Genomic DNA, 13123 nt, shown 5'->3' with positions numbered 1-13123 from the left:
GCAATTTTGTACTTTAGTTATTTTCTATATTATTCTTCAGGTATGTTTCGACAGCTTCTTGGGTATGGTTTGGGGGCCTTGTTCTGCGGCTTTGTGAGTTCATGCCAGTTTAGGGATAAAGCTCTTTTCAGTCTATTGCCTGCCAGCGAAACCGGGATTACGTTTTCTAACCGGATGAATGAAAGTGATACGCTGAATATTCTGAACGTTGATTATTTCTATAATGGAGGAGGGGCTGCCATCGGCGATTTTAATAACGATGGCTTGCAGGATGTCTTTTTTACGGGAAATCTGATTGAAAACCGGCTCTATCTCAATCAGGGCAGCTTTAAGTTCATGGATATGACCGCGCAAACCGGCGTCGTTGGGGGAGGCAAGTGGTGTTCGGGAGTAGCGCTGATCGATATCAATAACGATGGACTCTTGGATATATACGTCACGGCCTCCATTCGCAAAACCGCCCGCGACCGCGAAAATCTGCTGTATGTCAACCAGGGCTGGAAAGGTCGGAAGGATCAGGTGCCGGTTTTCAAGGAAATGGCAAAAGAATATGGGATTGCCGATGATAGTTACACGACCAATGCGGCTTTTTTCGATTATGATAACGACGGCGACCTCGACCTGTTTCTGCTGACCAATATGGCCGAGAAATACCCCGGGGCCTATCGCCAAAAAGTAATGGATGGTTCATCGCCAACCACCGACCGGCTGTATCGCAACGACTTTGATGCCAACCTTGGCCACCCGGTTTTTACCGATGTTTCGCGGGATGCCGGTATTCTGCTGGAAGGCTATGGCCTGGGCCTGAACATTTGCGACATCAACCGCGATGGTTGGAAAGACATTTATATCACGAACGACTTTCTGACGGAAGACCATTGCCTGATTAATAACCAGAAGGGAGGGTTTGTCGACCGGGCACCGGATTATTTCAAACACACCAGCAATTCGGCGATGGGCAACGACGTGGCCGATCTGAACAACGACGGGCTGATGGATATTGTGGTGCTTGATATGATGCCGTACGACAACCAGCGAAAGAAGATGTTTATTCCTCCGAATAACTACCAAACCTACCTCAATAACGACGAGTTTGGTTTCAAACATCAGTACATGCGGAATTCGCTCCAGTTGAATCAGGGCTTCAAACCCGGGACGCGTGACCCGGTTTTTAGCGAAATCAGTTTGATGGCGGGCATCGCCGAAACCGACTGGAGCTGGACCCCACTGGCCGTTGATTTCGACCACGACGGCTACCGGGATATTGTGGTCACGAACGGTTTCCCGAAAGACATTACCGACCGGGATTTCATGCAGTATTACGCCGATAACTCGTCGGTGGCCACCAAAGAGTTTATGCTGACGCAGATTCCGGTCATCAAGATCAATAATTTTGCTTTTAAAAATAACGGTCCAGACCTGTCGTTTACGGATGTTTCGCGCGACTGGGGCCTGACCACTCCGGCGTTTTCGGGTGGGGCTGCTTACGGCGACCTCGACAACGACGGTGATCTGGACATGATCATCAACAACATCAATGATTCGGCCTTTGTGTACCGGAATAACCTCGTTGAACAAAAACCGCAGCAGGCCAACTACCTCCGGATTCGGTTCAAAGGCAGCGAACAAAACCGCATGGGGCTGGGAGCACTGGTCGAATTGAAATACGCCAACGGCCAGCAGCAGATTTACGAACATACCATCTACCGGGGCTATCTGTCGACCGTTGAAAACGCGGCTCATTTCGGGCTGGGCGCTACCCAGACCATCGACGAGGTGCGGATTAGCTGGCCCGCACAGAACGGTCAGCCCGGAAAAGCCCAGACGTTGCGAAACGTCAAGGCCAATCAGGTGCTTATGGTTGATATTCAAAATGCGACCGAGCCGGTTTCGTTCCCGCCAACGCCCCCGGCGGGTACCCTTTTCCGGGATGTTACAGACTCGCTCAAGCTTCAGTTTGTTCATCAGGAACCGGAGTATATCGACTTCAATTTACAAAAGCTGTTGCCACACAAACTGTCGCAGTACGGCCCGGCGGTTTCGGTGGGCGATGTCAACGGCGATGGGCGGGATGATTTGTTTATTGGTGGTTCCCGGACTCAGAAAGGCGTTTTTCTGTTACAAACGGCGACCGGAAAACTGGTTCAGCAGGACTTGCTGCCCGGCGATTCGGGAGACACCAAACCGGAAGAGGACATGGGAACGCTGCTGTTCGATGCCGATGGAGATGGCGACCAGGATTTGTATGTGGCCAGCGGGGGCTATGAAGGAGAGCCGAACACGCCGGTTTTTCAGGATCGGTTTTATGTCAATGACGGAAAAGGGCACTTTAAGTTGGATTCGCAGGTTTTGCCCCCAAACTGGATTAGCAAATCTTGTCTGAAAGCGGCCGATTATGATCGCGACGGTGATTTGGATCTGTTCGTGGGTGGGCGGGTTGCACCCACTCAATACCCCCGGCCGGTATCGAGCTTCATTCTCCGCAACGACTCCAAGCCCGGTCAGCCGAAGTTTACCGACGTGACCAAAACCGTGGCCCCCTCCCTGCAAAACATCGGGTTAGTCTGTGATGCCCTCTGGACCGATACCGATAACGACGGTTGGCCGGATCTACTGTTGGCGGGAGAGTGGATGCCCCTGACGCTGCTGAAAAATGCGAAGGGTAGACAACTCGTCCATTCGCCAAATCCCTCATTTGATCAAGCAAAAGGCTGGTGGAATTCGCTCGTGGCGGCCGACTTCGACCGCGACGGTGATATGGATTATGTCGCGGGTAATCTGGGAACCAACACCCTTGCCAAAGCCAGTGAAAAAGAACCCGTCCGGGTTTACGCCAAAGATTTCGACAACAACGGGTTTTACGACGCGATTCCGACGGTGTTCTTTCCGGATCAGGACGGCGAGCGCCGGGAGTATCCGTTCAATGGCCGTGAAGACCTGATCCGGCAAATCATTGCCATGCGGGCCCGGTTTCCGCTACACAAGGATTTTGCCAAAGCGACCATTGATAAATTGCTGAAGGAAGAAGAGTTGAAAGATGCGATTGTGCTGGAAGCAACCTACATGAAATCGGCTTACGTAGAGAACAAAGGCGATGGTACGTTTGTGGTGCATGAATTACCGGTTCAGGCGCAAACCGCTCCGGTTTTTGGCATGATTGCGGATGATTTTGACCAGGATGGCAACCCGGATGTGCTGCTGGTCGGCAACGACTTTGGCAACGAACTGCTGGTCGGGCGGCTGGATGCTTTAAACGGTTTACTGCTCAAAGGCAACGGGAAAGGCGGTTTTACGGCCCTGAATCCGGGAGCCAGCGGATTTTACGTGCCCGGAAATGCCAAGGGACTCGTCCGGTTATCGGCGGGACCGGCCGGGGGGCAGGCCGCTTCGCTGATTGTAGCCACCCAAAACCGGGGTCCGTTGAAAGTCTTCCGCTGGGGGGCATCGCAGCCGGTGGTCCGGCTAAAACCGAACGATGCAGCCGCGACGCTGGTGTATGCCGATGGAAAAAAACAGAAACTGGAGTTCTATTACGGGCAATCGTTTCTGTCGCAGTCGGCGCGGGACATTGTTCTGAACCGTGCGGTAAAATCGGTGGAGATTATTGATTCCAAAGGAGCGAAACGGCTGATCCCGCTGCAGACGCTGGCGGGACGGTAGGCGGGTTTTAACTTCGATATTCGGTGTTCGTTATTCGGTGTTCGATATTTAATCTTTGAATAACGAATATCGAATACCGAATATCGAATAATGAAGTTTTGAACCATCACTCTTCCTGTCCGACGACCTCGCTGATCGGGCGGAGGTTGGCGGGCAGACGGTCTTCTTCTACATACGGGAACACATCCAGAATTTTGGTGGTATTGATGTCGGTCGTTTCAAACGGGATCAGCATCGTCCGCAGGCTTTCTTCAATCCGGTCATAGGCCTGTTTGACATTTTCGGCATTGACCAGCATCTGGTTGACGATGCGTTTCTCACGACCTTTGTCGTCCTCCGTCACGTAGACGACCTTGCATTTGAACCAGGTTTCCCCGCTTTCCTCGAAATGAAACAGATCGGCGAGCCTCATCCGGGTGATGGCCGTCACGGTGAAGTCGGGTGTGTTGGCGGCCACTTCCTTGTACAGGCGGGCTTCGGCGTCGGTATACGAAACGGCGTCGATCAGGTACGCTTCGTTGATAGTTTTGAATTTCCCGGTCGGGTCCTGTAATTGATAGCGAATTTTTCCCTGATACCAGCTTGGCATAATGTGTAAGTCTCTATGGTTTTGTTAAAATGTTGTAACACAGGGTTGATCAGGGATTATCAGCGTTACACAGAGTTTTTCTCTGATTACCTCTGATAATCCCTGATCAACCCTGTGTTACAACCCCTAACTCAAAAGTACACAAAAAGCCGCTCTTTCGGTAAGTTCGACGGCTCATCCGACTTTTTGGTTAGTTCGTCGTCGGATCGTTGGGGGAGCCTCTTCGTCCGGGCATCTTTGTTGAAAAATTAGTATCCTTGAAAATGAATACCTTACAGGATGTTTTGGTGCTGGTTGACGCCTTGCCCGTTGAACCGATAAAAAACTACCTGCACCTGACGCTCTTGTTCGTCGGTGTGCTGGCGCTCCTGACCACGGTCTGGTGGCAAACTGACAAGGAGTCGTATGAGGAAGTGACGGAAGAATTGCCGATTACCGCTTTTGAGAAACTGGAAATTTGGGGCATGTTAAACGTGCTCGTTTCCGAAGGGCCAACCTACACGCTGACAGCCCGTGGATCGCGCCGGGCCATCCACAACGTCAAAGTCCGGCAACGGGGTAAGTGGCTCAAAATCGGTTCCGGTTTTTTCTTCTGGCACCGCCAGTATGATCTTCTGCTGACGATTACAACGCCCCATCTGAGCAAGCTGGATGTATCGGGGGCCTGCACGGTGCAACTGACCGGTTTTCGCGAACTACACAACCTCGACATCGATATTACCGGCGCGTCGAACGTGTCGCTGGAAGGGGAGGTGCAAACGTTGAACATCGACATTACGGGTGCTTCGCGGCTGACGCTGATCGGGCGGGGAAATACGCTGGCTGCCGACCTGACGGGGGCCTCGAACCTGCACGCCCTGCAATATCCGGTGGAAGATGCCACGGTGGAAGTAACCGGAGCCTGCACCGCCCAGATTTTCGCTACCCACGTATTGAAGGCCGAAGCGACGGGGGCCAGCAAAGTACACTACCAGGGGGAGCCCAGTGTGCATTTTGAAAGTTCGGGTGCCGGTTCGATCAAGAAAGTATAGCCATGAGAAACACCATCCGATTGTGTATTCTGCTTACACTACAGATCCTGGTCATCTACGCTCTGCTGGAGACTGAGGCCACTATTCCATTTGAAATCAAACTGACCATTATTGGCATCGTGATTGGGAGTGGGCTACTGATTTACATGACTTTATCCTGGTTTATCCCGTATCTGCTCAATCACTCCGCCGAGCAGTTGTCTCCGCAAAAACTCGTATCGCTGACGGTAACCTCCAGCGGAATTTCGGCGGCTCTGACCGGTTTTCTGGCTACCTGGGGACTTGGGGCCTATTACGACATCCCATTCCGGCCCATTGACTACGGGACGATTTGTGGACTGTTTGCCATCATTACGGCGGGCATCACGGCGGTTTACTCGCTCAAATCCTTCGTGCAACGCTGGAAGGCGTTGCTGTTGATGGAAGAAGGGCTGAAGCAGGCGGTTTTGAAAGCCGAGTTTGAATCGTTGAAAAACCAGGTCAATCCGCACTTTTTGTTCAACTCGCTGAACATTCTAAGTGCTTTGATCCCGGAGGATACCGGCAAGTCGGTGCAGTTTGTCGAACGGCTTTCCAAAGTGTTTCGGTACAGTTTGCAGCATTCCGAGCAGAATACAATCGAGCTGGCTACCGAACTGAAAATCGCGGAGTCGTACCTGTTTATCAACCAGATGCGGTTTGGCGAAAGTTTTCGGTATACCGTCGAACTGTCGGACACCGACCGTAATCGCCAGATTGTAACCCAGGGACTGCTGACGCTGCTCGAAAACGTGGTCAAACACAACGAATGTTCGCTGGAGAAACCGCTGGAAATCCGGATTCACACCGACAAAGATTGCCTGGTAGTAGCCAATTCGTTCCAGCCGAAAAGCCGCTTGCGTACCGATTCGACCGGGATTGGGCTTAAAAATCTGCAAAACCGCTACGTCCAGTTGGCCGCCAACCGTCCGGTTGCCATCGAGCAGACGGAGCAGGAATTTATTGTGAAATTACCTTTACTCGAACCGGCTGCCCATCGTCCGGTCGATCATTGAAGACGACTATGAAAATCTTAATTGTGGAAGACGAGCCGCTGGCCGTCAAACGAATGGAAGGGCTGATTCGGGACGTAGCACCCGAGGCCGAAATTTTGGGAAAAATCGATACGGTTCGGGCCTTTGTCCGCTGGTGGCAAACCAATCCGGCCCCGGATCTCCTGCTGATGGATATTCAGTTGGCCGATGGCCTGAGCTTTGAGATTTTTCAGCAGGTGGATGTTAAAACACCGGTCATTTTCACGACGGCTTACGACGAATACGCCCTGCGGGCTTTCAAAGTCAATAGCGTAGATTATCTCCTGAAGCCCATTGAACAGGAGGAACTCGCCAAAGCCATTCAGAAATTCCGGCAGCAGGGCGGTTCGGCAGGCGACTCCAACGGCTCGTCGCAAAACCTGGCAAAAATGCTGGAGGAGTTTGGCATCAAACCGGTTTCGTACAAAAACCGGTTTCTGATCAAGCAGGGCGGGCGGTTCGATGTGGTCGAAACCGCCGACATTCTGTACCTCTACGCCGACGACAAAGTAGTGTTTCTGATCACGAATCAAAACCGGAAGTACATTGTCGACGAAACGCTCGACGAACTGGAGCACAAGCTCGACCCCCGGCATTTTTTCCGGGTCAATCGCAAATACATTACGCATCTGTCGGCCATCGAGCGCATCGAACCCTATTTCAACGGGCGGCTGCGGATCTGGCTGAAGCATCGGCCAACGGAAGAAGAAGTGTCGGTCAGCCGCGAGCGGGCCGAGTCGTTCAAAACCTGGCTAAACACCTGAACCAGAGCCAAAGACAAGGGGAGTATTCTCCGAATTCCGCTGGTGGGCGGGCCAGTCTACCAGGTAAATCCAAAACCGACCATCTCTATGCAAATTGTTCGTCGTTTTTCCGTAGTAGTCGCCCGGCCAGGTGGCCGATTGTTGGCCGTGTTGCTTCTGATGTACACTGGCCTTGTGCAGGGCCAGTCACCTGATTCGCTGACGGTTAAACTCGGCAGGCAGGTGTTTGCAACGTCTTGTGCGGCTTGTCACCAGGGCAATGCCACCATCAAAGCGCCCAGTCAGGCCGTATTAGGAATCATGACCCCACGGGCCATTCTGGCCGCCCTGGAAACCGGCAAAATGCGGACTCAGGCTGGCAATCTGACAGCGGATGAGCGCAAAGCGGTGGCCCAGTGGCTGACTGGGCGGGTCCTGAAAGAAAACGCCCTGCCATCGACGGCATTTACCGTTTTTACACTACCCAAAAACCGCAATGGGTTGGTGACGTATTCCGGTTGGGGGGGCGATCTGGCCGGAACCGGTTTTCGAACGGAACAACAGGCGGGCATTACGCCGGCCAATGTGGGCAAACTTCGGCTGAAATGGGCTTTTGCCTTTCCCGAAGCTACCCAGATGCGTTGCAAACCGGCCGTGGTGGGCGACTGGCTGGTGGTGGGCAGCCAATTCGGCGAGGTGTTTGCCATACAGAAGCAATCGGGCAAAATCGGCTGGCAATTTCAGGCCGATGGGCCGGTGCGGGGGGCGATCAGCGTCGTACAGGATCAGCGGGGTATCCGGGCGTATTTTGCCGACAATGTCACGAATGTCTACGCCCTGGATGTTCGGACGGGTAAGTTGCTTTGGAAACAACGGGCCGGAGCGCACCCGCAGGCATCCAATACTGGCTCGGTGGTGGTGCACGAAAACCGGGTCTTTGTGCCGATCAGCTCCATTGAAGTCGCGATGGCGCTGGACCCAAATTATCCCTGCTGCAGTTCGTCGGGCGAACTGGTGGCCCTGGATGCCACTTCCGGGCAGCTACTCTGGCGGCATCGGGTGATTGCGGAAAAAGTGCGGGAATCGGGTAAAAAGAAAAACGGGCAGCCGTTCCTGGGGCCATCCGGGGCACCGGTCTGGTGTAGCCCGACGGTGGATGTGAAACGGGGCTTGGTGTACATCGGTACCGGCGAAAATTACTCGAATCCGTTCTCCGCCGGCAGCGATGCCATTCAGGCGGTGGATCTGAAAACCGGTCGTCTGGTCTGGTCGTTTCAGGCCACCAGTGCCGATACCTGGAACCTGGCCTGTCCGGGCAATCCGAACTGCCCCGATACCGTTGGCCCGGATCACGATTTTGGCATGGCTCCGATTCTGGTGAAGGATGTCCGGGGCACCGAGCGGCTGGTGGTGGGTCAAAAATCCGGCGTTGTTCATGCCCTGAATCCCGATACCGGCAAACCGCTCTGGCAAACCCGAGTCGGGAAAGGCGGGATGCTGGGGGGGATTCACTGGGGCATGGCGACAGACGGGAAGCTGGTATATGCTGCCAATGCCGACAACATCTGGGCCATCGACCGCCGGGATTCGACCCGTCAGGCTGCACCCGGCCTTCACGCGCTGGACCTGGCAACCGGAGCAGTTGTCTGGACAACGCCCGCGCCCCCCTGCGAACGACAGCCCTGTGTCTCGGCTAACTCAGCCGCCCCGACGGTGGTGCCCGGCCTGGTTTTTGGCGGAACGCTGGATGGTCACATCCGGGCCTATGAGACCGCCACTGGCCGAATTGTCTGGGATTATAATACGATCCGGGATTACCAAACCGTCAACGGCATTCCGGGAAAAGGCGGTTCCCTCGACGGGCCGTCGCCGGTGGTGTCCGACGGGATGCTTTTTGTTAATTCCGGCTACGGTATGTTCAGTGAAATGCCCGGCAATGTGCTGCTGGCGTTCGGAGTCGAAGACTGACATACCCGGACTAGTGCTGACGGAGCCAATCACTGACCAAAGAGCCTAAGTTGTTTGGTAAAGCTCCGCCTTCATTGCGGAATGCCTGCTGAGGAGTACCAAATTGGGCTAAGTTATGATTCGCTTTGGATACAATAATTAATGTCGCCAGACCAGCCTGATGCTGATTGACCAACTGAACAATTTTTTGATGGTCGTTCAGGCTCATGATCCAATCGTATTCGCCGTAAATAACCAAAGTCGGTACATGCACAGCTGACCAGCCTGCTTCAAAGTTCAGGTCCTGAACCTGATGAAAAAAGGAAGCCGGTCGGCCATACTGGTGAGCCGGAGCATCGTACCAGAGCGGAGTCAGGTGCGGATAGTGGTGCAGGATAGTCTGTGGCGTCATTTTCTCCACGTAATAGCGTTGGTAGAGGGTCGCATAACCCGCCATTTTTGCGTTAATCTGGCCCCACGGTTCCCCCGACAAGCTTAGCCGACGCCGTTCGATTTCCAGCATGTGCTCAAACCAGGTGGTTGTACAGCCGCCGGTGACAATGTATCCTTTGATGGATTGACCCGCTCCCACAATTGGCGCCAGGGATGCGCCCAGACTCATTCCCAGGAGGTAAATCCGGGTGGTATCCACATCCGGTCGTTTTTTCAACTCGGCCAGGGCGGTTTGATACCCCCTGAGTTCGGTCTGCAAATCGCAATCGGCGCAGGCTGGCCCCTCACTATCGCCTACACCCGGTTTTTCAACACGCATAAATAAGTGTGAAGAGGCCTCAGCAAGTTGTTGAATCAACAGGTCGTTACCATCTTCTACCCGTTCGACTTCGACGGATGTGCACGACAACCATTGAATCAATAAAATAGCGGGTAATTTACCTGTCCCGGCTTTGGGTTTGGTAACCATGGTTCGTAAGGTATGGCCTAGTGGGGTGGTCAAGCGGCCATATTCGATCGCTGTGTTCAGATGCTGCTCCAGGGAACGTGGGTTGGGTGTGTAGGTCAAATCAAGCCTTCGACCATCCCTCAGGACGACAAGCCGGGCAGGGATATTGCCTCGGAGGCTGTTGATCGAACGGCTAAAATCGACTGCGCTGGTCAGTGAAACACCATTGATACGGACAATCAGATCGCCCGGTTGCAAGCCTGCCCGGATGGCAGCAGTTTCGGGTGCTACTGTGACAACACGCGCACCCGGCCTGGCAGGGGTGGGAGCCTGTAATCGCATGTCAAGATCGGCTCGTCTGGCTAAGCCGCCGATGAGGGTCTGACTAAGGGCGAGTAAGGGAGCGAAAAACAATAAAAAACTAAGGCTAATCCAGCGCATGGTTTACGTTGATTGGTTGACGCAAAGAACCCAAACCAAGCGGAAAAAACGGGTACAAAATGGCAAACGCGCAGTACGAATTTGCAAAATCGAAGTTTGTTTAGGGCAATTCGCGCAGCTTCTGGTGGCGCTTCTGATAGTCAGCCGGCGTGGTTCGGTACATTTTTTTAAAGGCCGTGTAAAATGTGGAGAGGGAATTGAAACCACATTCGGCCGCAATGGCTTCCATGCTGTAGTTGGCAAAGGCCGGGTCAGTTAAGCGACTGGCAACATCCTGAAGCCGGTACTCGGTAAGCAGTTCAGGGAATGTTTTCCGGAATGTTTGATTAAGGGCCTTCGAGGTCAGATGAGGAGGCAATTTCAATCGACTTGCCAATTTGGGTAATGTAAGATTAGAATCGGTATAGAGCTGTTCCCCGACCATCAACTGGTTGATTTGGTGTCCAATCGATTGCAATTGTTCGTTGACAACAGATGGTCTGGTCGTCAAAACCAAGGTTAATCGTCGCGCATGGCGCAATCCCCAGAAGCTTATTCCATACAGAACGAGGGCGGCAATGAGTGTAATGAGGAGGTAGATTACCTGTCCCGGGGCATACAACTGGATGAAAAAGACCAACCAAAGGCATCCAATTCCGATGAACAAACGGTTTAACCAGGGAATTACCGCCGAATGGAGGGAGGACTGTGCCGATCGACGGTAGATGATCCACGCAGCCATACCGGTATATGCGGCCATATGGAGAGCTGCGAAAGCATACTGATAAAAAATGATCGAGTCAGACGGATTGAAAAATTGCCAGAAAGCAATCACGAAACTTCCGGCAAAATGGAAATAATCAGTTTTCCTGAACAAACGGGCTGACCCGAAACCCGACCTGATGTAAAACCACAAAAAGGGACCGATCAACATCATCCCGACTAATCCGGAAGCTGGGACCAGGTAAGGTGCTGTCGGGACAAAAATCAAAAAAACTGATTTTGATAAGCGGATGGCTACTGCCAGCAACAAACCGGCCAGCCAACGAAGCGCGGGTTGTTGATGCCGTTGTTGCCAGCAGAAGACGAGCAGAAACAGGCAATGTCCCAGCGCAAAAGCACTGGCAAAAGCAAGAGTAGTCTGCATAGTATAATCAACACAACCGGTGTTTTAGTTGCTCAATAACCGACTCGGCATTGACAACCTGCCATCACGGCAGGTCTCGCTGTTCTCATCAACTCCCAAACCCTGACACCATTTGCTCATAATAGGTAACATCAGTGCATGAATTACTTATGCCGAGTTAACTTATGCTTTCTATTCGAATGAGGCAGCGGCACGCTTCACTAAATCTTATAAAACACCCACTTTGCCAGTTCTTTGTACGACGGTTTTTTGCCGTACATCAGAATGCCGACGCGGTAGATGCGGGCGGCCAGCCAGGCAGTTCCGATAAAACCGCCGATCAAGAGCGTGATCGACAACAGAATTTCCCAGGCAGGTACGCCAAACGGGATACGGACCATCATGATGATGGGGGAGGTGAACGGAATCATCGACATCCAGAAGGCCACGGCACCATCGGGTTCCCGAATCACGAACTGCGCCATCACAAACGACAACACCAGCGGAATCGTAATCGGGAACATAAACTGCTGCACATCGGTGTCGCTGTCGACCGCCGAGCCAACGGCGGCAAACAAAGCGCTGTAAATCAGGTAACCTCCGATGAAGTAGATCAGGAAACAGCCAATGATGAGCGGGATGTCGAGCGTACTGACGGCTTTCAATACCGATCCCACCATGTTGTTCTGCTGCTCGGTTTTGGGCTTTTCGGTCGGCGGGTTTTGGTTCTGGGTTTGAGCCTGTGCCATCATCTCGACCCGGTTTTGCGGCCCGACACTTTGCCCCAGAAAACTCGACATTACCGTCGAAATACCGAAGGTGAGTAAAATCCAGAGCAGAAACTGCGTCAGCCCGACCAGCGCCACGCCGGTAATTTTACCCGCCATGAGCTGAAAGGGCTTCACCGACGAAATGATCACTTCCACGATTCGGTTGGTTTTTTCTTCCATCACTCCGCGCATCACCTGCACGCCGTAAATAAAAATGGCGATATAGATGATGAAGGCACATAAATAGCCGATACCCGTGGCCGCGCCCGAACTGCTGTCCTTTTCGCCCTCATCACTCAGGCTAAAGGTGTCCGACGAGACATCGGCTTTGGTGCTCTCCAGAATCTTGCGGTCAATACCGGCTTCGACCAGCCGAATGTTTTCAATTTCCTGTTCAATGGCTTTTTCAACTCCTCGTTTAACCTCCAGACTCACATTTTTTTCGGCGTAAATTTTCAGGCTTTTTGGGTTATCCAGAATATCCTTCGGAATATGAACAAGCACATCGTACCCGCTGCGGGCAAACTCTTTCTTAGCCTGCTCAACCGGAACCTGTACCGGCTTGAACACCAGTTCTTTGGTATCCTTGAACGTATCCCCGAACCGTCCGGTTTCGTCGATTATCTCCACTTTTTTCTGATCGATTCCCCGCATGGCGAAGAAAATCGGAATCAGCCAGATGCAGGAGACCAGCAGGGGCGTCACCAACGTCATGATCAGGAAAGACTTCTTCTTGACCCGAACCAGGTATTCGCGCTTGAGAATAAGGAAAATGGTTTTCATAGTTGTCAATGAGTGAATGAGTGAATGATAGAATGAGTGAATAGCTCCTCCAGTTCTTTGCTTCCAGCGAAGCTATTCACTCATTCTATCATTCACTCATT

9 protein-coding genes are annotated in these 13123 nt (G+C 52.7%); 5 read left to right on the top strand and 4 right to left on the bottom strand.

Features of this window, described 5'->3' with window-relative positions; genetic code table 11:
* Positions 1–42 precede the first annotated feature (42 nt).
* A complete protein-coding gene (locus ACO2Q8_RS15335; protein ID WP_423345712.1) occupies positions 43–3660 on the top strand; it encodes a VCBS repeat-containing protein in 3618 nt (1205 codons plus the stop codon).
* Between the two features lie 106 nt (positions 3661–3766).
* Here the strand turns inward: ACO2Q8_RS15335 and ACO2Q8_RS15330 are convergent, their stop codons facing one another.
* Positions 3767–4249 (bottom strand): DUF4494 domain-containing protein, encoded by a 483-nt coding sequence (locus ACO2Q8_RS15330; protein ID WP_423345711.1) that lies wholly within the window; start codon positions 4247–4249, stop codon positions 3767–3769.
* Positions 4250–4512: 263 nt separating this feature from the next.
* On the opposite strand from ACO2Q8_RS15330, the gene ACO2Q8_RS15325 reads away from it, so the two are divergent.
* The 4 genes from ACO2Q8_RS15325 to ACO2Q8_RS15310 all read left to right on the top strand — a co-directional run bounded on the left by ACO2Q8_RS15325 (position 4513) and on the right by ACO2Q8_RS15310 (position 9043).
* Positions 4513–5280, top strand: coding sequence for a head GIN domain-containing protein (locus ACO2Q8_RS15325; protein WP_423345710.1), 768 nt, complete (start codon positions 4513–4515; stop codon positions 5278–5280).
* 2 nt (positions 5281–5282) lie between these two features.
* A complete protein-coding gene (locus ACO2Q8_RS15320; protein ID WP_423345709.1) occupies positions 5283–6314 on the top strand; it encodes a sensor histidine kinase in 1032 nt (343 codons plus the stop codon).
* 8 nt (positions 6315–6322) lie between these two features.
* A complete protein-coding gene (locus ACO2Q8_RS15315) occupies positions 6323–7096 on the top strand; it encodes a LytR/AlgR family response regulator transcription factor (RefSeq protein WP_423345708.1) in 774 nt (257 codons plus the stop codon).
* Positions 7097–7183: 87 nt separating this feature from the next.
* Complete coding sequence (locus ACO2Q8_RS15310) at positions 7184–9043, top strand: PQQ-binding-like beta-propeller repeat protein (RefSeq protein WP_423345707.1); 1860 nt, start codon at positions 7184–7186, stop codon at positions 9041–9043.
* A gap of 10 nt (positions 9044–9053) precedes the next feature.
* Here the strand turns inward: ACO2Q8_RS15310 and ACO2Q8_RS15305 are convergent, their stop codons facing one another.
* The 3 genes from ACO2Q8_RS15305 to ACO2Q8_RS15295 all read right to left on the bottom strand — a co-directional run bounded on the left by ACO2Q8_RS15305 (position 9054) and on the right by ACO2Q8_RS15295 (position 13022).
* Entirely contained in the window at positions 9054–10265 is a 1212-nt protein-coding gene (locus ACO2Q8_RS15305) for an alpha/beta fold hydrolase (protein ID WP_423345706.1), read from the bottom strand.
* Positions 10266–10464: 199 nt separating this feature from the next.
* Positions 10465–11490: a helix-turn-helix domain-containing protein gene (locus ACO2Q8_RS15300; protein ID WP_423345705.1), complete on the bottom strand. Its 1026-nt coding sequence runs from the start codon at positions 11488–11490 to the stop codon at positions 10465–10467.
* A gap of 200 nt (positions 11491–11690) precedes the next feature.
* Positions 11691–13022, bottom strand: coding sequence for an ABC transporter permease (locus ACO2Q8_RS15295; protein WP_423345704.1), 1332 nt, complete (start codon positions 13020–13022; stop codon positions 11691–11693).
* Positions 13023–13123 lie beyond the last annotated feature (101 nt).

The organism is Larkinella sp. VNQ87 (assembly GCF_049445795.1).
Taxonomy (GTDB): Bacteria; Bacteroidota; Bacteroidia; order Cytophagales; family Spirosomataceae; genus Larkinella.
Note: the sequence above shows the minus strand (reverse complement) of the source record. Positions and strands in the feature narration are given on the sequence as shown.

Coding starts and splice junctions, on each gene's coding strand:
- ACO2Q8_RS15335 (WP_423345712.1), top strand. CDS start 43: ATGTTTCGACAGCTTCTTGGGTATGGTTTGGGGGCCTTGTTCTGCGGC.
- ACO2Q8_RS15330 (WP_423345711.1), bottom strand. CDS start 4,249: ATGCCAAGCTGGTATCAGGGAAAAATTCGCTATCAATTACAGGACCCG.
- ACO2Q8_RS15325 (WP_423345710.1), top strand. CDS start 4,513: ATGAATACCTTACAGGATGTTTTGGTGCTGGTTGACGCCTTGCCCGTT.
- ACO2Q8_RS15320 (WP_423345709.1), top strand. CDS start 5,283: ATGAGAAACACCATCCGATTGTGTATTCTGCTTACACTACAGATCCTG.
- ACO2Q8_RS15315 (WP_423345708.1), top strand. CDS start 6,323: ATGAAAATCTTAATTGTGGAAGACGAGCCGCTGGCCGTCAAACGAATG.
- ACO2Q8_RS15310 (WP_423345707.1), top strand. CDS start 7,184: ATGCAAATTGTTCGTCGTTTTTCCGTAGTAGTCGCCCGGCCAGGTGGC.
- ACO2Q8_RS15305 (WP_423345706.1), bottom strand. CDS start 10,265: ATGCGATTACAGGCTCCCACCCCTGCCAGGCCGGGTGCGCGTGTTGTC.
- ACO2Q8_RS15300 (WP_423345705.1), bottom strand. CDS start 11,490: ATGCAGACTACTCTTGCTTTTGCCAGTGCTTTTGCGCTGGGACATTGC.
- ACO2Q8_RS15295 (WP_423345704.1), bottom strand. CDS start 13,022: ATGAAAACCATTTTCCTTATTCTCAAGCGCGAATACCTGGTTCGGGTC.